Source organism: Actinomyces ruminis, assembly GCF_002154335.2.
GTDB classification, from domain to species: domain Bacteria; phylum Actinomycetota; class Actinomycetes; order Actinomycetales; family Actinomycetaceae; genus Actinomyces; species Actinomyces ruminis.
On record NZ_MTPX02000017.1, the window covers coordinates 13,987 to 35,873 of the forward strand.

Sequence of the window (21,887 nt, forward strand, 5' to 3'; positions counted from 1 at the left end):
TCCAAGGAAGAGCAACATGTGTCAAGACAGTGAGGTGGTGCCGCACGAACGGGCGGCCCGGTGCGCCCCGTCCACGACGTCGCCCCGAGTGACGTTTGCTACGCCCCTTCGCCGTTAACAACGCCACTTAACGCTCTGCTGAAGGCCTCGGAGGTATTCAACAGACCCCAAAGCGGCGTAGTAGAACGTGAAGTGGCGTAGCAGACGTCGTAGACGCACGCGCAAACGCGGGCGGCGCCCGAAACCGAGTGATTGGTTCCGGACGCCGCCCCTCACTCGAGCGCTGCGGCTCAGGCGCGACGCCGCCGGCGCAGGAGCGCTCCCGCCGCCACCAGCACCACCGCGACTGCGGTTAGCAGCACCACCCCGGTAGCGCCGGTGCGGGCCAGCGGGCTGTGTCCAGTGCCGCCCGCTGCTGGGGTAGTCGAGGTAGCAGCGCTGACCGACGCGGAGTCCCCGGCAGTCCCCGCTCCCGACGACGGCGCGTCCGTCCCCTGCGTGGAAGCAGCGGAAGCCGCGGCCGCAGTAGAGGAGCTCGCCGTACCGGTGGGCTCGGAGGAGGCGACCGCGGTCGGCGCCTCCGTGGCGGTGGCCTCGCCAGTGGGCTCGGCGCTGGGCTCCGCCGTGGCGGTCGGCTCAGTGCTGGGCTCCGCCGTGGCGGTCGGCTCAGTGCTGGGCTCCGCCGTGGCGGTCGGCTCGGCGCTGGGCTCTGCCGTCGGCTCGGTGATGCTGCCCGCCTGCTTCTCCACGTAGACCGCCACGGTGCGCGCCGGGACGGTGGCGGTGCCGGTGGCCGCGTCGAAGGTCGAGTCCTTGACGACGTCGTCAGAGCCGTCGGCCTGCACCTCGTGCAGCACGAACTCCCGGCCGGCCAGATCCGTGATCGTCTCGCTGACCTCCGTATCGGAGGCGTTGAAGACCACCAGCACACCGGCCAGGGAGGTGTCCATGTCATCGCCGACGGTGTCGTCGATGAACATGTCGATCACGCCCGGCGTCGCCTCGGTCCCGGAGTTCGGGAAGGAGAGTTTGGTCTGGATGGCGTCGGCCGAGCCCAGGTGGAACAGCGGCGTCGAGGTGCGAATCCGCAGGAAGTCCAGCATCTGCGCGTTGGAGGTGGCGATGTCATCCGCCGTCGGTTTGAGTGAGGCGTCGGCCAGCAGCGGGCGCATGATGTCCCACTTGGAGCCGTTGGAGGACTCCACCGGCAGCCCGGCACCGAAGCCGTTGTCCTGCCCGGTCCAGTCGATCGCGTTGAAGTAGTCGCCGGAGTTGTAGGAGTCGCGATCCAGCGACTTGCTGCGCAGCATCTCGGTGCCCGCCGCCCAGAACGACGGCGACTGTCCCAGGGTGACGGTGGCCAGCGAGAGGCTGTTCATGCGCACCCGGTCGGCCATGGAGGTGTCCGTGGCCAGCTTGTAGATGCCCAGGTCGAACAGGGTCTCGTTGTCGTGGGCGTCCACGTAGTTGATCGTCTCCTCCGGGCTGGAGGCGTAACCAGCCGCCTGACCGTTGTAGTCGATCTCCTCCCGCGCTTGACGGTCCCGTCGGACTGGGTGAAGGAGTAGTCCTTCAGGTTGCCGGCCAGACCCAGCTTGACCAGGTCGGTGGCGTGGCCGAGGTCGGCCAGCTGCTCCTCCTCGGTGCTGTCGGACAGCCCGTTGGGGTCGGTGTACAGGCCCGTGCCGTACCCCTGGTAGGTGCGCGGATCGTCATCGAAGGGGCCGCCGCCGTGGACGGCGTCACGCAGCCGGTCGTTGAAGGTACCGATGCCGGTACCGTCCAGCTGCCCCTGGGTGGCGGTGGTGAACAGCGCGTTGTCCGCGATCTCCCCCATGTTCCAGCCCTCGCCGTACAGGTAGATGGCCGAGCCGTCCACGCCGTCCTTGTCCACCGTGAGCTCGTCCAAAGCGGCGCGCAGCTTCTTCATGGTGTCCACCGAGTGGTAGCCCATCAGGTCGAAGCGGAACCCGTCGACGTGGTAGTCGCGCGCCCAGGTGACCACGGAGTCGATCATCAGCCGCTCCGCCAGCGCGTTCTCGGTGGCGGTGTTGGGGCAGCAGGTGGAGGTCAGCACGTTGCCCTTGGCGTCCAGCCGCTGGTAGTAGCCGGGCACCACCCGGTCCAGCACGGAGGTGGCGTCCTGGCAGGCGCCGGCCGTGTGGTTGAAGACCTCATCCAGCACCACCTGCAGCCCGGTGGCGTGCAGGGCGCCGACCATCTCCCGGAACTCGTAGGTGCGGGCACCACCGTCCTGGTTGCCCTCGGTGGCGTAGGAGCCTCGGGGGTCGTGTAGTGGTAGGGGTCGTAGCCCCAGTTGTAGGCGTCGGCGTCCTTGACGGCGGAGACGGCCGCCTGCTGCTCGGTGGAATCCGGTCCGGCATCGGCGGGGATGTCGGCGGTCTGCTGCGCGGAGCGGTCCTCCTCGATCGAGGCGATATCGAAGGTGGGCAGCAGGTGGATGGTGTCGATGCCCGCGTCGGCGAGTTCGGCCAGGTGCTTCATGCCGTCGGAGTCGGAGACGGTGAACGCCTTGTAGGTGCCGCGATAGGTCTCCGGGACGGTGGCGTCTGCGGCGGAGAAGTCACGCACGTGCAGCTCGTAGATGGTGCGGCCCGCGTCGGAGTCCACCTGCGGGGAGGCCGTGCTCGCCCACTGCTCGGGGGCCAGGTCCGGGTCCGACAGGTCGACGGCGACCGAGCGCACCGAGCCCAGGGTCAGCCCCACCGAGTAGGGGTCGGTGACCAGGTTGGTCTCCACCTTCCCGGTGGACGGGGCGTAGACCTGAACCTCCCACAGGTACTGGGAGCCGGCGGTGATGCCGCGTCGGCGCCGGCCACCGTCCAGCGGCCGTCCTCACCGCGCACGGCGGGCGTGCGCACGGGATCGCCGTCCACCAGGGCCGCAGAACCGGTGGCCGAGCCGGTGTCCCAGGTCAGCAGGGTGACCGCCTGGGCGGTGGGCGCCCACAGCGCGAAGTCGGGGACGCCGCCCGAGAAGGTGACGCCCAGCGGCGCGTCGGCGACCGCGTCGGCGTACAGGGAATCGATGACGACGGCGGTCTGCACCCCGGTGAAGGCGGTGGCGCCGGTGCCGTCGGCGCCGTGCTGGACCACGGCCACCTGCCCCTTGAGGGCCTCGACGACCTCGTCGGCGGACAGCAGGGCGTTGCCGTCGGCGTCGGTCAGGCTCAGGGCGATGTAGCCATCGAGGTTCGGGTGCGCCGCCAGGACGTCGTCGGGCAGGTTGCCAAGCACGCGCAGCGGCGTCTCGGTGCCGTCCGTCACCTGTCCGTCGCTCAGGGTGGCACCACCGTCGGGGGAGGTGACCAGCCCCAGGGTGATGGGGGCGTCGGCTACGGCAGTGCCGTCGGAACCGACCACGTCCGCGCGGGTCACGCCGTCGGGCAGCAGGCTCACCGGCCAGGCCAGCGTGTGGAGTCGATCCAGTAGGCGCGTTCCTCTCCTGTGCCGGCGACCGGCGGGTCGGCGACCTCGATGGTCAGCAGGTGTGTGGACTCGTCGTAGGTGAAGACGACACTCTTGCCCGCGGTGGCGGAGAAGGAGTAGTTGGCGCCGTCCGCGGCGCCGTCCACCCCGTAGTTCTCCGCCCAGGACAGGCCGACGGCGACCTTAACCTCATAGGCGCCGGTGGGCAGCGCCTCGGTGGAGAAGGTCCAGGTTCCGTCGCCGTTCGGCCGCATGATCGAGGCCAGGCAGGCGGGGTCCCAGTCGGATTCGCAACCGAGCTCGTCCTGGAAGGAGCCGGGCAGGGTCACCGCCGGGGCCTCGGCGTCGTTCCACACCTGGTGGGTGGCGGCGTCGTAGTAGAAGGTGACGGGCTTCTGACCGTCGGTGGTGTAGTAGATGTTGTCGCCGCCGGCGACGGCGTCGGCGCCGTAGTTCTCATCCCAGGTGCCGCCGATGGCGATCTTGTACTGCCAGGTGCCCGCGGGGATGTCGAAGGTGCCGGTGTACAGGCCGGAGACCGGGTCCTGGGTCAGCAGCGCCTGCTCACAGTCGGGCTGCCAGTCGGAGATGCAACCCATCTCGGTGTTGTGGTCACCGGGGATGGTGACCTCCAGGCCGTCGATGGGGGCGTCCGGCTTGGCCTCGGGCTCCGCTCCGGACAGGTCGGCGCCGACGACGGCGAGGGTGGAGGTGGCGGCCCGGTTACCGGCGGCGTCAGTGGTTACCGCCCGCACCTCCAGGACGGTGCCGGCGGGCACGGCCGACAGGTCCGCATACACGCGCGGGGTGTCGTCCTCGGCGGTGCCGACGACGGTCCAATCCTCGGTGCCGAGCGGCCGGTAGGAGAAGGTGGTCTCCGCCCAGCGGTCGGCGGCGGTGGTGGCGGCGATCTCGGCGGTGGAGCCGGACAGGTTGGCGCCATTGGGGGTGGTGAAGGTGACGGCCTGGTCCGCGGCGGCGGCGACGGTGGCGTCGGCCCGCAGGACGACGGCGCCCAGGGCCGGAACCGTGAGGGTGACCTTGCCGTCGCCGTCGGCCGTGACCGCCTTGTCGGTGCCGTACAGCGGGGTGTAGGCGGCACCCGGGGTGAGGCTGGTCAGGGTGACGGTCTGCTCCTCGCCGGCGTTGTTGAGCGCGACCAGGTGCTCTACCTTCTCGTCGCGGTCCACGCGGGCGAAGGCGTACACGCCCGCGGAGTCCTGGGAGTACAGCTCGATCTGGGAGCCGGTGGACAGGCCGAGTAGGTGGCGCGCAGCTGGGAGAGCTCGGCGATGTGCTGGTAGAGCGCGGAGTCGGTGTCGTAGCGATCGGTGGAGCCCGCGACGGTGCCGTCGACGAGCTGCTCGCCTGCGTACTGGTCCACCCGGGTCGCGAACATGTCCTGGCGGGCGTCCTTGTCTCCGCCGGAGCCGGCGAAGCCCTGCTCGTCGCCGTAGTAGATGACCGGCTGGCCGCGGGTGAGCAGCATCAGCGAGTGGGCCAGCTCGGAGCGGGTGAGCAGTTCCTCGCTGCCGGAGCCACCGCCCAGCAGGTAGCCGATGCGACCCATGTCGTGGTTGCCCAGGAAGGTGGGCTCGGCGTAGACGCTGGAGTGAGTGGTCGTGTAGTAGTCGTCGGTGGCGAAGAAGGTGCCGAGGTTCGTCGTCGGCCGGCCCTTGGCGAAGCCCTGGGCGGCGGCCTGGAAGGCGAAGTCGAGGGTGGCGTCCATGCCGGTGCCGCGCACGTAGGGGCTGGTCTTGGTGGAGTCGCGTCGTAGACCTCGCCGAAGGTGAAGAAGTCGGGGTTGGTGGCCTCGGCGTGGGCGTCGATGGCGGCGGTCCAGGCCTGCCAGAACTCGTAGTTGACGTGCTTGACGGTGTCGATGCGGAATCCGTCCACGCCGAAGTCCATCCAGGCGGTGTAAATGTCCTCGAAGGTCTGCTCGACGATCGGATTCTCCGTCATCAGGTCATCCAGGCCCTGGAAGTCGCCCATGGTGGTGGACTCCCCCGTCCAGGTGGAGTCGCCGCGGTTGTGGTAGAGGGTGACGTCGTTCAGCGCCTCGGGGATGACGTCCCCGTTGCGCACGGGCGTGTAGGGGAAGGAGGTGGCGGCGTCGAGGGTCGGGAAGTCGTCCCGGCCGGCCAGGGCGGATATGTCGATGACGTTGCCGGCGCGTCCGTGTAGGGCACGTCCGCGGTCTCGACGTAGGTGTAGGTGCCCTCCTCGTAGCTGATGAGGTCGGCGGTGTGGTTGGTGATGATGTCCAGGTACAGCTTCATGCCGCGCTCATGGAGCGCGTCGCGCAACTGTGCGAGTGCCTCATTGCCACCCAGGTGCGGGTCAATGGAGGTGAAGTCGGTGATCCAGTAGCCGTGGTAGCCGGCCGAGGCGTTCTCACCGGTGCCCTGCACGGCCTGGTTGGTGAAGGAGGGGGTCAGCCAGATGGCGGTGGTGCCCAAGTCCTGGATGTAGTCCAGGTGATCGATCAGGCCCTGGATGTCCCCGCCGTGGTAGTAGCCCTTGTCGGTGGGGTCCAGGCCGGTGATGTCGCTGCCGCCGGTGAGTCCGCCGGCGTCGTTGGAGGTGTCACCGTTGGCGAAGCGGTCGGTGAGCACGAAGTAGAACTGCTCATCGGTGCCCTGGCGTACCGGGGCGGCGGTGATGGCGTCGTCGGCGTCGGTGTAGTCGCCGGTCAGGTCGGCGGAGGCCAGCCCGACGCGGTGGCTGTCCTGGTTCCAGGTGAAGGTGAGCTCGGCGTCGCCGGCGAGGGTGAGGGGGATGTTGTCGGCGCCGCCATCCTTGCCGTAGGAGGTGTCCCAGGAGTCGTTCAGGGCGACCTTGACCTCGTAGGCGCCGGCGGGCACGGTGGCGGTGTACTCCCAGGTGCCGTCGCCGTCGGCATCGGTCATCTCGGTGATGTCGCAGGCGGGATCCCAGTCGCCTCCGCAGCCGAGCTCATCCTGCAGCGAGCCGACCAGGGCCACGGATTGCGGTGCAGCTTCGTCGGCGACGGCGACGGCGGGCTGTGCGGCCAGGCCGATCGCCCCGGTGGACAGAGCCAGGGCTGTGGCGGCGACGGCGCCGAGGGCGCGGGAACGCTTTAGCCGCCCGGTGTGCAAGGAGTGCAAGCGCACGATGACTCCTTCGTCTGTGCAAGTCTCGCCCGCACCTGAGCGGGCGAGGTAGGTTCCGGCCAAAGGCTGACGGGCCGGTTGGGGTCACTTGAGGGTACGACAGGAAGCCACGGCCTGCAACCTCTGCAACTCTTTCACCCGCCTTGCACGCCGAGGCCGGTACTTGTAACACACTGAGACCGGCACTTGTTACGTGCCGAGACCGGCACTAATGACACCCCGAGACCGGCACCAGTGACGCGCTGAGGCCGGTTCTTGGTGTTTGAGGGTTGTGTGGGCCTGGGGGGCCGTGTGCTGACGCGACGGTTCGTACCTTTGCGTGAGGGTTCGTATGTTCTGGCCGGCGACTCGTACCTTCTTGTGACGGTTCGGCACCCAGCGGTACGTACCGTCGTTGGAAGTGCCGAAGCGTTGGTGCCAAGTGCCGAACCGTCACGCGAAGTGCCGAACCGTCACCCGGGGCGCGCGGGCGCACACGCCAGGCCCGCGCCCGGGCGGTCATGTCTGCGCTCTAGCGGTCATGTCTTGGCCCCGGCGGGCGTGTTGAGTAGGGCGTCAAGATCACCCGGTGTGCCTCGTCGATGGTCCCGGTCCGGCGCCTGATGATCCCAACGGCCCCAACGAATCGTCCCCGCAGGCCAACAACGGCCCGAGAACGACCCTGGTTCGGCGAGAACGTCCTCGTAAGCCCGACAACGACCATCAGCACCGCAGCCCCGACCCCAACCACGACACCCTCAAACCGGAAGATCCTTGTTTCCGCCGAGGTCGGTCAAAGTAACGTGCCGAGATCGGTAAGCGCCGCCTGTGGCCCGGCCGCCTACACATGGACCACTCCGCGCCATCGGGACCACCCTCCGGCACCGTCTCACGTACGGCTTTCCGTCTCACGTACGCATTTGGGAGCTTTTCGAGGTTCTAGCGCGGGGAAACCTCCAAAACGCGTACGTGTGAGCCAAACGCGTACCTGAAAGCACGGAACCTGGTCTGCGCAGGTGCATGCGTAGCTGCAGGTGCGTCATTAGTGCCGGTCTCGGCGTGTAACAAGTGCCGGTCTCGCGGAGGGGGAGGGAGGGAGAGGAGAGAGGGGAGCGATGAGCGGCGCTCAGTCGCTGACCCACGCATGCCACAGGCGGGCGTACTCCCCGTCGGCAGCCAGCAGCTCGGCGTGCGGTCCCAGCTCCACGATCCGCCCGTCAATCACCACCGCCACGCGGTCGGCGGCCACGGCCGTGTCCAGCCGGTGGGCGATGGCCACCACCGTGCGCCCGGCCAGCACGGCGTCCAGCGAGCGCTCGGCGGACCGAGCTGCGCTGGGGTCGAGCAGGCTGGTGGCCTCGTCCAGCACCAGCGTGGCCGGGTCCATCAGCACGATACGCGCCAGGGCCACCTGCTGGGCCTGCCCGGGCGTCAGCTGCACCCCGCCGGCTCCCACCAACGTATCCAGCCCGTCGGACAATCCCTGCGCCCACTCGGCTGCACCTATCACTTTCAGGGCGCGCTCCAGTTCGGCGTCGGTGGCGTCCGTGCGCGCCAGGCGCAGATTGTCCGCCAGGCTGCAGGCGAAGACATGGTGCTCCTGGGTCACCAACGCCACCTCGCGGTGCAGGGCGGCCTCGGTCAGGGCGGTCAGATCGGTGTCCTCGCCGACGAGTACGCGCCCGCGCGTGGGCGGGTGAATGCCGGCAAGCATGCGGCCGAGCGTGGACTTGCCCGAGCCGGACGGGCCGACGACGGCCAGCCGTTCCCCGGGTATCAGCTCCAGGTCGACCTCGTGCAGCACGTCGTGCCCGAGCAAGTAGGCGTAGGAGACGCCGCACGCGCGCGGGGGCCGGCCCGTGACCGCACTGTTGGTGGCCTGCCGGTCGGGAGCCACCAGTTCCACGCCGACGATGCGGGACATGGCTGCGCCCGCCGTCTGCAGAGAGTCGATCCAGAAAGTCATCTCGGACACGGGGGTGCGCAACTGGACGGCGTACAGGGCCACCGTGGTGATCGCGCCGAGGGTGGCAGCCCCATGGCCCGCCAGCCAGGCGCCCCAGGCGACGACGGCGATCACCGGTGCGAAGGAGCCCAGCCCCAGGGCGGTGATCAGGACGATGCGCAGCCACAGCGTGTACTGCTCGGTGGACCAGACCTCGATCATGGCTCGGTCCAGGATGCGATTGCGGCGCCGCCCCAGACCGTGGGCATCCACGGTGGCGGCCTGGTCGGCGGTCTCGGCGACGACGCCGTCGACCTCGGCCCACATGGCGTTCATGGCCCGGTAGGCGGGCACGGCGTGGCGCAGATACCAGCGCATGGCGGGCATGACGGCCACCAGCGGGAGGATCAACGCCGGACTGAGCCGCGGCGAGGTGAACACGGCGGCACCCACGATCGTCAGCAGCGTCAGCACGATGACGAGGATCTGGCTGACGCCCCGCTGGACGACAGTGCGAATGGACTCCAGGTCACGGCCGGTGCGGCCCAGCAGGTCGCCGGTGCCGGCGGATTCGACCACCGACAGCGGCAGGTGCATGACCGAGCCGACCAGCCGTTCACGCAGTTCGGCGAAGACCCGCTCCCCCAGTACGCGCGCCAAGTACTCGCCGCAGCCCGTCAGGGCGGCATTGCCGATAGCCAGGGCGATGACGACGGCGATCAACCCCTGCAACCGGCCGGCAACCTCGGCGCCCGCAGCGCCCGCCACCAGATCCACCATGGCTCCCAGCACCCGTGGGATGCCCACCGAGGCCAGGGCGGCCAGCAGTTGAATGACGGTGACGGCGGCGACCGCGCCCTTGTGCGCCCCGATCAGTTCAACGGCACGACGGCGGACGGCGGCCCCGTCGGCCACGGGCAGGCGCCGGTTCATCGCTCGCCTCCCGCATCGACGCCGCGCTCGACGACGGCCCGGTAGGCCTCCAGCGCCCTCAGTTCGTGGTGGGTGCCGCGAGCGAGTTCGCGCACGCCCCCGCCGGACGCAGCACCCGCCCCGGCAGGCGTCGGGGCGCGGGCAGCGTCGGCCTGCAGCCCCTCCGGCGTCTCGGCCCGGAGCAGCACCACTTCGTCGCAGCGTCCCAGCAGCAGCGGGGAGGCGGTGACAATGACGGTGGTGAGCCCGCGCCGGTCCTCGCACAGCCGCCGGGCCACCAGGTCCTCGGTGTGGGAGTCCAGGGCGCTGGTGGGCTCGACGAGCACCAGGACGGGGGCGCGGCGGGCGACGGCCCGGGCCAGGGCCAGGCGCTGGCGCTGTCCGCCGGAGACATTGCGGGCCTTTTCGGTGAGCTGACCGTCCAGCCCGCCGAGGGAGTCGAGGGCGTCTCCTGCGGCGGCGACGGCTAGGGCATACTCGGCGCGCTCCCGCTGGGCGGCGGTCAGGGGCGCCACACCCCCGCCGGCGGCGGGGCCCTCGTCGCCGTGGGCGCCCGCCACCGCGCCGGTGCGAATGACCTCGACGATCGAGCGCGGTTCGCTCAGAGGGATCTCATCGCCGAGTACCTCCTCGGCGAGCGTCCCGGCGAAGGCCTCCGCGTGGGCGCCGGAGACGACGATCGTGCGGCGCACCTCCTCCAGGGGAACCGCGCGCAGGTCGGTGCCGCCGAGCGTGACAGGGCCGACGGCGCGTCGGCGCGGCGAGGCGCTCGGCCAGGGCGGCGGCGCGGGCCGGGTCGGCGCAGACCAGGGCGGTCAGCCGCCCGCCGCGCAGCACGATCCCCGGAACTGAGGTCGGTCAGGTCGCCGGCCGGGTCCAGGCGCGCCCCGGGCACAACCCCGGAGTCGTCCGTGAGCGGCGCAACGGCCTCAATGCGGGCCACCTTGCGCGCCCCCACCCAGGCGCGGGTGGAGAACTGGATCAGGTCGGCCATCACCCCCAGCGGCCCGACCAGGAAGGTGGTGTAGCCGTAGAAGGTGACCAACTGGCCGGGGGTGATCGCCCCGGTCAGGGCGGCGCGGGCACCAGCGCCGACGACGACGGCGGTGAACACCATGGGGGCGCCGGCCTTGACGGTGGCCAGGAGCGCCTGGGTGGAGGCGACGCGGATGCCGGCGTCGCGCACCCGGTGGGAGGCGTCGGCGTAGCGCGCGGCGTACACGTCCTCCCCGCCGATGCCGCGCAGCACGCGCAGGCCGGCCACGGCGTCGGTGGCGATGGTGGACAGGCGGCCCTGCTCCTCGCGCTGTACGGACAGGCGGCGGTTGAGGGGACGGATGAAGGCACCCACCAGTGCGAGCACGATCGGCAGCCCGATCAGCACCAGCAGCCCGAGGGCGGCCGAGGTGCGCAGCATGAGCACGCCGACGGCCACAACGCTGACCAGGGCGCCGATGACGTTGACGCCGAAGTACATCAGCGCACCGATGTTGTCGCGTCGGCGTTGATGGTGGCCACGACGTCGCCACTGGCGATCTGGCGCGTCACCGCCCGCGAGCGCAGGCCCAGGCGGTGGGCGGCGCCACGCATGGCGGGTTTCCAGGCGCTGGCCCAGGCCCCCATGCCGCTGGCGTCCTCCAAGCCGGCGGCGAGTGAGCCGAGCAGGCCCAAACCCACCAGCGCGGCCATCCCGGGCAGCAGGCGCGCGGTCAGTCCCCTCTCCAGGCCGGCGTCGAGCAGATCGCCCAGTGCCAGCGGGATCAGCGCCTGCGCGAGGTAGGAAGCCGTGGAGACCACGACGCCGAGGGCGATCGCGGGCACGCTCATACGGGTCAGGGCCCGCAGCAGACCGCCCGGAGTGGTGGGCAGGTCCGGAGGTGGCGTGGCCTGTATCGAGAGGAAGGCGGGCCACCGATGCGGGGCGCGGGCAACGGGGATCGGCACAACCCCCAAGCCTATGCGGCCCGGCCAGTCCCGGCCATGGCGGGCCCCGGTCGCAGCGAGCCCCTGTCGCCTACTACGAACTTTTGCACCCTGGTGCACACCTTTTTGCCGCACACCAGGGTGCAAAAGTTCGTAACAGAGCGCGAGGAGACCGCTCTCTGGGGTTCAGTCCTCAGGCCGCGGTGGGCGCGAGGGCGTTATCCGCGGGCAGCGGCTTGGGGCCGCGGCGCAGGCGGGCGCCCAGCAGGATGAAGGCCCAGGCCACCAGCGCCCAGATGGCCAGCACGGCCAGTGTCTTGAGATAGATCCCGTCCACGCCACCGCCGGCGATCAGGCGCCGGAAGGCCAGCTGGGTGTAGCTCATCGGCAGGTAGGGGTGGATCCACTGGAAGAAGCGCGGCGTGGTCTCGATCGGGAAGGTCGCGCCCATGGAGGTGATCTGCAGGCTGAGCAGGATGATGGACACGAAGCGGCCGCGGAAGGCGAGCGTCGCCACGCAGGCCTGGTTGACGGCGACGAAGGTCAGCGACGCGGCAATGGCCATGGCGCACAGGCCCACCAGGTTGGCGGCGTGGATCTCACCGGCGGCGTTGACCGCGACCATCATGACGATGGCCTGGACGACGGCGAGCAGGGCGGCCGTGGTGGCGGGACGGATGGCCGAGGCGTACCAGCGTTCACCGTGGTCGCGCTTGTCCAGGGCCGGCAGCACCAGGAACAGGGCGATGGCGCCGACCCACAGGGCCAGGCTCATGAACATCGGGGTGAAGCCGGCACCGTTGTTCACCACCGCGTTATCGCGGACCGCATCGACATTGGCGGCATCCGCGGCCACGTCGGTCATGGTCTGGCGCTGGGAGGCGGTGTAGTCGGGAATGCGCTCGACGCCGTCTTCCAGGCCCGCGGCGAGGGTATCCGCACCATCGGACAGCTCGGTGGAACCGTCCTGGAGCCGACCCAGGCCATCACTGAGGGTGGTGGCGCCGTCCGAGAGGGTGACGGAGCCGGAGTAGGCGGTGCCCAGGCCGCTGGCCAAGGTATCGGCACCCGTGGAGGCGCTGTCGGCGCCGGCAGAGAGCCGGGCGAGGCCGTCGGCAAGCGTCTGGGAGGAGCCGGCGGCCGTGGAGGCGCCGGAGGACAGCGTGTTCAGGCCACTGGACAGGGTGTCGGCGCCGTTGGACAGGTTTTGCGCGCCGGAGTTGACCGAGTTCGCGCCGGTGGCCAGCTCGGAGGTGCCCGCGGAGAGGCTGTTGGCCCCGGTGGACAGGGTGTTCAAGCCGGTGGACAGGTCGCTGGAACCGGTGGCGAGCTGGGAGGCGCCGTCGCTGACGGAGGTGGCGCCGGAGGTCAGGGTCGACCCCTGGGAGGACAGGGTGGCCAGTACTCCGGTGAGCGTGCGGCCGCTGCCGGTGGCCGGGTTGTACACGTCGGCGGCAGATCCGAGCCCGCTGGACAGGGTGGTGGCGCCGGAGGAGAGCTGCTCGACCCCGGTGGCGGCCGTCCCGACGGAGCTCTGCAGCTGAGTGGCGCCGGAGGAGAGCTGCTCCGCCCCGGATTCGACCTGGCCGACGGCGCCGGTCACGCTGGCGCTGGAGGAGGCCAGCGTGTTCAGCCCGCCGAGCACGGTGCCGGACTGTGCCGTGTCCTCGGTGGTGCCCAGACCGCCGGCGGCCTGGGCAATGGCCTGGCAGGTCGCGTCGGTCTCACCGTGGTCGGTGACGCACTGCTGGTAGGCGCCGGCCAGAGCGGTGGCGACCTGTCCGGCCCCCGCCTGCGCGGTGTCCACCCCACCGGTGTAGTCGTTGACGGCGCCGTACAGGGTCTGCTGGCCGGCCGAGGCCGAGTCGGTGGCGGAGCCGATCTTGCTGACGGCGGTTTGGGCGCCCGCTGCGAGGTCATTCGCGGCCCCGTACAGGGTCTGCTGGCCCTCCTGGCCGCTGCTGTAGGAATCGGTGGACGTGCCGACGCTGGCGGACAGCTGATTCAGGCCCGCCGCCAGGTCCTTGGCGCCGGGGTCGATCGTGTCGGTGAGGGACGCGTAGGCCTGGTCCACGCTGTCGACGTAGGTGTTCACTCCGGTGGACAGGTCCGCGGCACCGGTGGACAGGGTGGAGGCGCCCGAGGCGAGCGTGCTCGCACCCGATGAGGCGGAGGACGCCCCCGCGGCCACCTGTCCGGCTCCGGAATCGACCGTAGCGGCGCCGGAGGCGAGCGTGGAGGTGCCGTCGGCCAGGGTATTGGCGCCGTCGGCCAGCGTGCTCGCGCCGGAGGCGGCCGAGGATGCTCCCGTGGCCAGGCGGGCCACGCCGTCGGCCAGCTGCTGAGAGCCGGTGGCGGCGGTGGACGTGGAGGAGGCGAGGGTGGTCAGACCGTCGGAGAGGGTGACGGCGCCGGAGGCCAGCTCGCTCATCCCGACCGTCAGGGTGTCGGCGCCGTCGGCCAGCTGCGCGGCGCCGTCGGCGGCGGAGGTGGTGCCCGACTCCAGAGTGGCGGCGCCCGAGGCCAGGGCGGTGGCGCCGTCGGAGGCCTCCACCATCCCCTCACGGATGGTGGACACGCTCAGCAGCAGGGTGGACAGGACGCGCTCGGCGCCCTGCTGCTCCAGCCGGTTGGACAGCTCGGAGGCCACGGTGGCGGCCATGGTGCCGGCCAGGTAGTTGATGCCGTCGTCGGTGACGAGCTTGAGTTCCTGGGTGACGGCGTCGGAGGGATCGTCGGAGCCGACGCGGGAGGCGATCTGGGAGAAGTCGGCCGGGATGTAAAGAATGGCGCGGATCTTCTGCGTGTTCATGTCCGCCTGCGCGGTGGCGGCGTCCATCTGCTCCCAGGTGAAGCCGACGTTCTCGTCACCGTCGGGGTGGGTCAGGGCGTCGGTGAGGTCGGCGCCGAGGTTGAAGGTCTCGGTCTCCCCGTTGGCGAGGGTGGCCGTGTAGGCGCTGTCCTCGTTGACGATGGCGGCCTTGATGTCGTTCAACCGGTTGGTGGGGTTCTGGTACGCAAGCGTCAGCAGGCCGGCGTACAACAACGGGACAATGGATACCGCGAGCACCACGACCAGGTTCGCGATGCGCGAGCCGCTGAGCTTCTTCATTTCGGTTGCCTTCCCTTTGGTTCCGCGGACCGACGATACACACCTGTATCGACACCTTCAATACAGACCTGTATCATGTGTGTCTGGTTGGACGCCGGGGATCGGCAGGAGAAGTCCCGAGGAGCCGCCGAAAACACCCTCGACGCCGGCGTCGTGAATGTCGCGAATGACACAGGGCGACGCGAAATGACATGATGAGCGGGACATGAGCACAAGTAGGGAACAGGCAGAGGAGCTGATCGAGGCCGCCGGCGCGCGTCTGTCGGCCCGACGGGCCGCGGTGCGCCGGCTCATCGGCACTCCCCCGTCCGAGCGGCGCGCCCAGACCCAGGCGCTGCTACTGGAGGCCGGGCGGGAACTGTTCGCAGACAAGGGCATTGGCGGCACCTCAGTGGGCGACATCTGCTCCCGAGCCGGCTTTACCCGCGGCGCCTTCTACTCCAACTTCACCGACATGGACCACTTCGTGCAGCGCCTGGCCGAGGAGCAGTGGGGCTCCATCATCGCCTTCGTTGACAGCTCCGTGGCCAGGGCGATGCCGAGCGATCTGGACGGCGCCACCCCGGAGAGCGATGCCGAGCTGGCCGCCGGACTGGCCGAGCTCGCCTCCCGACTGCTCGGAGCGATGCCGATCTCGCGCGAGGTTTTCCTGCTGCAAAACGAGTTCGCCGCCTACATCGCACGCACCGAGGCGGATGCCGGGAACTCCCCGCTGCGCGAGGGCTACGCCGCCTTCAAACAGCACCTGGTGCGAGTGCTGGTAGAGGGACTGGCGTCAATCAACCGCACCTGTCTGCTCAGCCCGGAGGACACCACCGAACTCATCATGGCCACCGCCGTGCGCTCCATGCGCATGGCCCTGTCCGAGGAGCCCGACGGCGTCGACGCGGACGGCCCCGATCTGACTGCCTTCCTCGTCCGCACCCTGCCCACGCTATTGGCTCGCCTCTCGGCGCCGATCACCCCTACCAGTGGCATATAGATGTCTGGCGCCGTGTCCGCGGCGCCAGGGACATCGGCGCCATGTGGCGCCCGGCCACGTGATCGCCGCTCTCACCGCTCTGGCTCCGATGGCGCGCCTCTAGCTTGCACACTTACGCTCCATCCCCAAACCCGTTTTCCGCATGATTCCACGGTTTCTATCCAACCGGCAGAAGACGTGAAGCGCTTCCCGTGTGCAATGAAGCCCTCGTTGCACACGGGAGCACCTCCAGCCAATTCACCCCTAACCGCCACTCCCGCGCAATTACAACGAAAAGTCGGAGCGCGCGGAGTTTGTCATGACAGCTCCAGTGTGCGGCCCGCCACCCCAGCGGGCGGTTACCCGTCAAGACCACCAACCGAGCAGCCTCTCACGTCGCCACCCCATGATTCCGCGCCGCATCCCGACCGGTATTGAGATGCCTTGACATGAACGCGGCGCACCACGCTAACCTCGCCCCATGACTGCTTCGACGTCCGCGACCCGTGCCCTGATGGCGCGCGCCGAAAGCATGTTCAGAATGCAGATGCGCTGACAGCGCCAGCCGTCGCTGTTTTAAAAGTAACGGTAAGAGTCCGAGCCGCCCACGGGCGCTCGTCGTACTCCGCGGCCGCCGGTTACATCGGCCCGTGTTCAAACCCCGGTAATCCTCCATTCACCGCCGCCACGCACCCGCCCCCTCTTCACCGAGACCGGCACAAGTGACGCATCGACACCGGCACTAATGACGTGCCGAGATCGGTCGATATGGCGGCAGCCCAAGTCTTCCAGGAACCACCATGACCGCCTTTGCCCCCGCCGCCGTCGCAGCCAACGCCTTCGTCCCGCCTGCCCCGGAGAGCCAGGCGCCGCCCGCCGACGCCGCCACTGCGTCCACCACCGCACCCGTACCCCGCACCCCGCACGCCTCCGCCTCCCCCTTCGACGTCGTCCACGACCGCGCCGGCACCGCGAGCCTGAAGTGGGACTTCGCGGCCGAGCGCGGCCGCCCCGATACCGCCCTGCCGCTGTGGGTGGCCGACATGGATCACCCCACCGCCCCCTGCGTCATCAACGCCCTGCTGTGGCGGGTGCGGCACGGCATCTTCGGCTACACCGAGCCCGACGCCGCCTACAACGCCACGCTGGCCGCCTGGTTCGCCCGCCGCTACGACTGGCGCATCGACCCCGCGTGGAACGTCATCACTCCGGGAGTCGTGCCCGCGCTGGCGACGGCGGTGCGGGCCCTGACCGAGCCGGGCGACGCCGTCGTCATTGAGGAGCCCGTCTACTACCCGTTCCGGGAGGTGGTCGAGCAGCAGGGGCGTGTGGTGGCCCCGGCCCCGCTGGTGCGCGGCGCCGACGGTGTCTACCGCCGCGACCTGGAGGCCCTGGACGCCGCACTCACCGCCTCCGGTGCCCGCCTGCTGCTCCTGTGCAACCCGCACAATCCGGTGGGCCGGGTGTGGACCCGCGCCGAGCTGACCGAGCTGGCTCGGATAACCGGCCGTCACGGCACGCTCGTGGTCTCCGACGAGGTGCACGCCGACCTCGCCCTGCCCGGCCACCGCACCACCCCCTTCGCGTCCCTGAGCGCCGACGCCGCCGCCCGCACCATCACCTGCACCTCGCCGTCGAAGTCCTTCAACCTGGCCGGGCTGCAGGTGGCCAATATCCTCATTGCCGACCCCGAGCTACGTGCGCGCTTCCGCTCCGCCCTCGGCGCCGCCGGCTACTCCCAGCCAATGTGCTGGGGCTGACGGCCTGCCAGGCGGCCTACAAGTCCGGCGACGTCTGGCTTGACGCCCTGCGGCGGCATGTCGAGTACGCGCGCCGTCACGTCATCCGGCGCTTGGAGCGGGTGCCCGGCATTGAGGTCTCTCCCTGCGAGGGCACCTACCTGCTGTGGCTGGACTGCTCCGGGCTGCTGGAGACCGCGGGCCTGAGCGCAGCGGAACTGGACGACTTCATCACCAATCAGGCCGGCCTATGGCTCGACGACGGCGCCCTGTTCGGCACCGGCGGCGCCGGTTTCACCCGGCTCAACATCGCCTGCCCGCAGGCAACCCTGGACGAAGCGCTGGATCGCCTGGAAATCGCCGTGCACGGCCTACTCACCCGCCCCGCCGCCTGACCCGCCTCCCCTCTCTCGCCGGTCTCCCTCTCGCCGAAACCGGCACATATAACGCGCCCAGCGCGCCCAACCCTCCCAAACAGCCAGAAAGCTCCTATGTCCATCACCGATTCCATCCCCGCGCAGTCCTCCGACGTCGTCCCCGGCCCCGCCATCGCCGCCTCGGAGTGTCGCACCGCCCCGATCCAGCACCATCAGTCCTGGGCAGACTCCCCCACCCCCTGGCGGCTCGACACCGTGCTGGCGCACGTGGGTACCGGCACCGACCCGGCCACCGGTGCCATCACGACGCCGATCCACCTGTCGACGGCCTTCGGGCACCCGGAGCTGGGAGCCTCCACGGGCTACGACTACACGCGCACCGCCTCCCCCACCCGCGACGTCCTACAGGATGCGCTGGCACGGCTCGACGGCGGGGCGGCCGGGTTCGCCCTGTCCTCCGGGATGGCGGCGGTACAGCTGACGGTCACCACGTTGGCGCCGTATGGTTCGCGGATCGTCGCCCTGGAGGACTTGTACGGCGGCACCTACCGGTACTTGAAATGCCTGGCCGACGACGGCGCCTATGAGGTGGACTTCGTGGTCGGCGAGGCGGGCCTGCGTGAGGCTCTGCGCCGTCCCGCCGCGCTGGTGCTGATCGAGACGCCCACCAACCCGATGATGACCGAGTTGGACATTGCGCGGGTGGCCGAATGGGCGCATGCGGCCGGCGCCCTCCTGGCGGTGGACAACACCTTCTACACCCCGGTGATCTGCCGCCCGCTGGAGTTGGGGGCGGACGTGGCCGTGTACTCGGCAACCAAGTACCTGGCCGGGCACAACGACGTCATGGCGGGCGCGGTCGTTGTCGCCGATCTGGCACTGGGCGAGCGGCTCCAGTATCAGTTGAACACCACCGGGGCGACGCTGGGCCCCTTCGACGCCTTCCTGCTGCTGCGCGGCCTGAAGACGCTGTCGCTGCGCATGGAGCGGCATGAGGCCAACGCCCGAAGGATAGTCGAGTTCCTGGACGCCGACGCCGGGTGGGGCGGGTGCTGTATCCGGGGCGCTCGGGCATGGTGTCCTTCGAGCCGGCCGACGGCGTCGATGTGGCGGCCTTCCTCGCGGCGGTGCACGTGTTCACCTTCGCCGAGTCGCTGGGCGGGGTGGAGTCGCTGGTGACGTGTCCGAGTGTGCAGACGCACGCGGACGTCCCGCCGGCCACCCGCGCCGCCTACGGACTGACGGACCAGTTGTTGCGGCTGAGCGTGGGCATTGAGGACGCCGCGGATCTGGTCGCCGATCTGGACCAGGCGCTGGAGCGGGCGGCACAGCGTAAGTAGGGCCATAAGGGCGGTGACGGCAGTGCCAGGTGCGGCCGAGGCCACAGGCACATTCGGTAACGGGTTAGCAACGCGGCCGCGTAGGCTGTCCTCATGGATTCCACCACAGGTCCAAGTTTCCTGATCTCGGCCACAGAATTACTTGCCCGCAGGGAGCAAAGACAACGGGAGGCCGCCGCGGCTACGGCCACCGAGCAGTATCTGCCCCCCGAGTCGTGGGCGTCATGCCGCCGACCGCCCAGATCGACGGCCCTCGCGTGACGGCCGGACACCACGCGGCAAGAAGCCGGTTATCCCGCCGGTGCTGTACCTGCCCTCGACCGGCGCCCCGAACACCTACGGAGCCGAGATCGAGTTGCGCAAAACGAACGACGGGCGCATGGCGCTGCTGGCCTACACGGCGCTGGATCGCCTGGCTGACTGCATGGGGCCACACCAGCCCTGGGTGCTGTACCCCACCGAGAGACTGGGTGATCTGGAATCCGTGGAGCACTACGACGTCATCTACCTGGACTTGCCGGTGCCGCAGGAGCTTTGGCGCACGGCGGCGGACGTGGATCGGAGGTCGGTGCGATGAGCGAGGAGTTCCGCTTCGACTACAACATGGCAATTGCGATCGCAGGCAAATTCGCCACCGCCCAGGACGACCTGGAGGCGAACGAGTCGACTATGCCCTATTCGGTGGATGCCGGTGACGGCAGCACCTACATCACCAGCATGATCTCCCAGCTGGCGGTGGACGCCGGCACGCTCGCACTGGCCGCCGAACTCGGCAACACCAATATGAAGAATGCCATCGACCTGGTCACCGGCGCCGACGACGACGTCGCGCAGACCTTCCGCGACATGGCGGAGGACATGCCATGAGCACGGGTTTCCCTGTAGACACCGGCGGCGATGTATGCACCGCTCAGATCGACACCACGATCCCCGGGAGTGTGGAGTCGGTTGACAGCGCCGCCGACTGGCTCAAGAAGCTCCAAGATGGATTCGACGATGCGGATTCACAGTTTTCAGGCGCGTCGAGCACAGCTCGCTACACCCTTTCAGGCAAGATTGCTGGTGCTGCCGCGGACTACGCAGACGACTTGCACGATGCTTGCGACGACGCTTACAACCGCGCCAAAAACGCTGTGGATGTGATCCGTTCCTTCGCTGACCAGCTGGGTTGGCGTAAGGACGATATGGCCGAGCACCGCGAGACCGCAATCGCGGGCGGACTTGAGGTGGTTGGGAACGTCATTGTGGCGCCGACCCCGGTGTCGAAGCCCGCCGACCTGGGAGATGATGCTACAGCGGCCGAGAAGCAGGAGTGGACGACCGCAAACGACGCCTACTAGGACTACCAGACCAAGAAGGCCCTATTCGACGAGGTCAGCGAGGACGTCCAGGACACCTTTGACGAACTCGACGATTGGATCACCGAGCACCTGGCGACCGCCGAGTCCGACACGCTGGACAACGTCCTCATGGACGGGGTCAAGGAGATGGTGGAGAACGCCATCGGCGAAGGATTCGAAGCAGGAACGCAAAACGTCTACTACAACAAGGCCACCGCGCTGTACGATGCCGCCGTCGCAGCGGCGACCGCGAAGGCAATCGAGCGCTCAGGCAATCCCGCCGTCAGATCCGGCAGTAAGTCACCGAATCAGGACACTGTAAACAGGAACCTGAGCCGTTCCCCTAAAGCTGACACCGCCGAACAAGTAGCCAAAACCGGGAAGAAAGTAGCAAAAGGCGTTGGTGTCTCGATAACCCTCGGATTCATTGGCATTGAGCTCGCAACAGGGGACTCGCCGTCCGAGGTCTTGGTTCCAGCCGCAGCTTCGGCAGCAACGGCGGTCGCCATAGCGGGAGCACCAGTGTGGGCAACCCTGTTCGTGACAGGGTCCGTAGCAGTAGGCGTAGGTCATCTCTATCAGAACTATATTCCATTGGAAATACGCGGAAAGATAGATGAGGGCCTGAATGACATGTGGGACTGGGGTGCAGACCGCGTGGATGACGCGACCGACTGGGCCTCCAACCAATGGAATCGGATCTTTGGATGAGTTCGGATAGTCATATGTCCAGTTGGAGGGGACGCCGGAAGTATCCGCGCGTTACCACCTGCCACCAGGCAGATATCGACCGTTCGAAATCTCCTTGGTGGGAGGCACTATTAGCGAGCGGAACACTCCTCCTTGCCTGGATGTTGGCAACGTTGGTAGGCAACACCTCTTGCGCAGTCGTTTTCGGGCTAGTCGCGACAGGCTTTGCGATACATATTCCGGTTGCAGTGGATCATCTTGGGGCTTTGCGACGTGTGCGTGAGTACTGGCGGCACGCCGAAGGCGCCACACTGTTCTTCCCCGACCGGAGCATCGCCATAGCCGAGTACGCGTTCTTCGCCCTGGTGTTTCTCGCCGGCCTGCTCGGCATCTGCCTGGTGTGGTACGCCCAGCTCACAGCAACCCCCATCGGCACCACCATGCGAGGAACCGTATTCCTCTCCTCCATTACGGTCGGCTTGGCCACCGCGTCCTGGCGAAAGACCCCCTTCACGCTACGCCCCAGCCCCGCACTGACCCTCACCCACCACGGCATCCACATCTGGCCCAGCACCCGCCATAGCACATACGTGTCATGGGAAAGCCGGCCCGAAGTCACCGAAGTAGTCGCCTACCGACTACTCCTAACCACCACCGCCAACGCCGTCATCAACAGCCAGACAGGAACCTACGAGTTCCCCATGGGCACCCTGCCCATCGAATACGTCCAACTACGCCGCGTAATCGAGTTCTACACCCGCCACCGTCGGCTGCGCCACGAACTCGCCAAGCCAGAGGGTCTCGCACGCGTCCGCTCCCTCATGCAACAAACCGTCCAAGAAGTCGAACAACAACTACCCCCACAACCACGCAGACGCCCACGCCGCCACCGTAAGTGAACCACGCACAACGACTCCTCCCAGAATGACCAACCATGTCTACCGTTCATGACGCCCATTCCG

16 protein-coding genes and 3 pseudogenes are annotated in these 21,887 nt (G+C 68.8%); 10 read left to right on the forward strand and 9 right to left on the reverse strand.

Features of this window, described 5'->3' with window-relative positions:
* Window positions 1-290: 290 nt before the first annotated feature.
* The 9 genes and pseudogenes from pulA to BW737_RS02320 form a co-directional block, all read right to left on the reverse strand.
* Window positions 291-4,204 (reverse strand): annotated as a pseudogene (gene pulA / locus BW737_RS02280) (pullulanase-type alpha-1,6-glucosidase).
* 300 nt (window positions 4,205-4,504) lie between these two features.
* Window positions 4,505-4,657 (reverse strand): annotated as a pseudogene (locus tag BW737_RS19305) (hypothetical protein); the annotation flags it as partial.
* Window positions 4,618-5,444, reverse strand: a pseudogene (locus BW737_RS17430) (alpha-amylase family glycosyl hydrolase). The pseudogenes BW737_RS17430 and BW737_RS19305, both read right to left, overlap by 40 nt.
* Window positions 5,445-5,503: 59 nt before the next feature.
* A complete protein-coding gene (locus BW737_RS02295) occupies window positions 5,504-6,586 on the reverse strand; it encodes an alpha-amylase family glycosyl hydrolase (RefSeq protein ID WP_086615430.1) in 1,083 nt (360 codons plus the stop codon).
* Window positions 6,587-7,691: 1,105 nt separating this feature from the next.
* Entirely contained in the window at window positions 7,692-9,443 is a 1,752-nt protein-coding gene (locus tag BW737_RS02300) for an ABC transporter ATP-binding protein (protein WP_086615429.1), read from the reverse strand.
* A complete protein-coding gene (locus tag BW737_RS19120) occupies window positions 9,440-10,135 on the reverse strand; it encodes an ATP-binding cassette domain-containing protein (protein WP_276567336.1) in 696 nt (231 codons plus the stop codon). The genes BW737_RS02300 and BW737_RS19120 overlap by 4 nt, the downstream gene beginning before the upstream one ends.
* Window positions 10,045-10,920, reverse strand: a complete 876-nt coding sequence (locus tag BW737_RS02310) for an ABC transporter transmembrane domain-containing protein (protein WP_086615428.1) — start codon at window positions 10,918-10,920, stop codon at window positions 10,045-10,047. Before BW737_RS02310 ends, BW737_RS19120 begins: the two co-directional genes overlap by 91 nt.
* Window positions 10,920-11,387, reverse strand: coding sequence for a hypothetical protein (locus BW737_RS02315; RefSeq protein WP_086615427.1), 468 nt, complete (start codon window positions 11,385-11,387; stop codon window positions 10,920-10,922). The genes BW737_RS02310 and BW737_RS02315 overlap by 1 nt, the downstream gene beginning before the upstream one ends.
* Before the next feature lie 172 nt (window positions 11,388-11,559).
* Complete coding sequence (locus tag BW737_RS02320) at window positions 11,560-14,478, reverse strand: YhgE/Pip domain-containing protein (RefSeq protein ID WP_086615426.1); 2,919 nt, start codon at window positions 14,476-14,478, stop codon at window positions 11,560-11,562.
* Window positions 14,479-14,683: 205 nt separating this feature from the next.
* Between BW737_RS02320 and BW737_RS02325 the strand changes: the two genes are divergently transcribed.
* The 10 genes from BW737_RS02325 to BW737_RS02355 all read left to right on the forward strand — a co-directional run bounded on the left by BW737_RS02325 (window position 14,684) and on the right by BW737_RS02355 (window position 21,824).
* Window positions 14,684-15,460, forward strand: coding sequence for a TetR/AcrR family transcriptional regulator (locus tag BW737_RS02325; RefSeq protein ID WP_086615425.1), 777 nt, complete (start codon window positions 14,684-14,686; stop codon window positions 15,458-15,460).
* 779 nt (window positions 15,461-16,239) lie between these two features.
* Window positions 16,240-17,199, forward strand: a complete 960-nt coding sequence (locus BW737_RS02330) for a MalY/PatB family protein (protein WP_338063837.1) — start codon at window positions 16,240-16,242, stop codon at window positions 17,197-17,199.
* A complete protein-coding gene (locus BW737_RS19310; RefSeq protein WP_338063838.1) occupies window positions 17,187-17,573 on the forward strand; it encodes a beta C-S lyase family protein in 387 nt (128 codons plus the stop codon). The genes BW737_RS02330 and BW737_RS19310 overlap by 13 nt, the downstream gene beginning before the upstream one ends.
* A 96-nt stretch (window positions 17,574-17,669) precedes the next feature.
* Window positions 17,670-18,734 (forward strand): PLP-dependent transferase, encoded by a 1,065-nt coding sequence (locus BW737_RS02335; protein ID WP_420835693.1) that lies wholly within the window; start codon window positions 17,670-17,672, stop codon window positions 18,732-18,734.
* Window positions 18,629-18,895 carry a PLP-dependent transferase gene (locus BW737_RS19780; RefSeq protein ID WP_420835694.1) on the forward strand — a complete coding sequence of 89 codons (267 nt, stop codon included), beginning with the start codon at window positions 18,629-18,631 and terminating at the stop codon, window positions 18,893-18,895. Before BW737_RS02335 ends, BW737_RS19780 begins: the two co-directional genes overlap by 106 nt.
* Window positions 18,896-19,196: 301 nt before the next feature.
* On the forward strand, window positions 19,197-19,472 hold the full coding sequence (locus tag BW737_RS02340; RefSeq protein ID WP_257210381.1) for an SAV_915 family protein: 276 nt from the start codon (window positions 19,197-19,199) through the stop codon (window positions 19,470-19,472).
* Complete coding sequence (locus BW737_RS02345; protein WP_086615424.1) at window positions 19,469-19,762, forward strand: hypothetical protein; 294 nt, start codon at window positions 19,469-19,471, stop codon at window positions 19,760-19,762. The genes BW737_RS02340 and BW737_RS02345 overlap by 4 nt, the downstream gene beginning before the upstream one ends.
* Window positions 19,759-20,235 carry a hypothetical protein gene (locus BW737_RS02350; protein ID WP_086615423.1) on the forward strand — a complete coding sequence of 159 codons (477 nt, stop codon included), beginning with the start codon at window positions 19,759-19,761 and terminating at the stop codon, window positions 20,233-20,235. The genes BW737_RS02345 and BW737_RS02350 overlap by 4 nt, the downstream gene beginning before the upstream one ends.
* Window positions 20,236-20,364: 129 nt before the next feature.
* Window positions 20,365-20,946 (forward strand): hypothetical protein, encoded by a 582-nt coding sequence (locus tag BW737_RS15520; protein ID WP_143233234.1) that lies wholly within the window; start codon window positions 20,365-20,367, stop codon window positions 20,944-20,946.
* A 245-nt stretch (window positions 20,947-21,191) separates the two neighbouring features.
* Complete coding sequence (locus BW737_RS02355) at window positions 21,192-21,824, forward strand: hypothetical protein (protein WP_143233235.1); 633 nt, start codon at window positions 21,192-21,194, stop codon at window positions 21,822-21,824.
* The last annotated feature ends 63 nt before the right edge of the window (window positions 21,825-21,887 follow it).

Bases quoted from the DNA above. Each gene is read 5' to 3' on its own strand.
- BW737_RS02325 (WP_086615425.1), top strand. From the start codon at position 14,684: ATGAGCACAAGTAGGGAACAGGCAGAGGAGCTGATCGAGGCCGCCGGC.
- BW737_RS02310 (WP_086615428.1), bottom strand. From the start codon at position 10,920: ATGTACTTCGGCGTCAACGTCATCGGCGCCCTGGTCAGCGTTGTGGCC.
- BW737_RS15520 (WP_143233234.1), top strand. From the start codon at position 20,365: ATGGACGGGGTCAAGGAGATGGTGGAGAACGCCATCGGCGAAGGATTC.
- BW737_RS19780 (WP_420835694.1), top strand. From the start codon at position 18,629: ATGGTGTCCTTCGAGCCGGCCGACGGCGTCGATGTGGCGGCCTTCCTC.
- BW737_RS02335 (WP_420835693.1), top strand. From the start codon at position 17,670: ATGTCCATCACCGATTCCATCCCCGCGCAGTCCTCCGACGTCGTCCCC.
- BW737_RS02300 (WP_086615429.1), bottom strand. From the start codon at position 9,443: ATGAACCGGCGCCTGCCCGTGGCCGACGGGGCCGCCGTCCGCCGTCGT.
- BW737_RS02350 (WP_086615423.1), top strand. From the start codon at position 19,759: ATGAGCACGGGTTTCCCTGTAGACACCGGCGGCGATGTATGCACCGCT.
- BW737_RS02330 (WP_338063837.1), top strand. From the start codon at position 16,240: ATGACCGCCTTTGCCCCCGCCGCCGTCGCAGCCAACGCCTTCGTCCCG.
- BW737_RS02320 (WP_086615426.1), bottom strand. From the start codon at position 14,478: ATGAAGAAGCTCAGCGGCTCGCGCATCGCGAACCTGGTCGTGGTGCTC.
- BW737_RS02345 (WP_086615424.1), top strand. From the start codon at position 19,469: ATGAGCGAGGAGTTCCGCTTCGACTACAACATGGCAATTGCGATCGCA.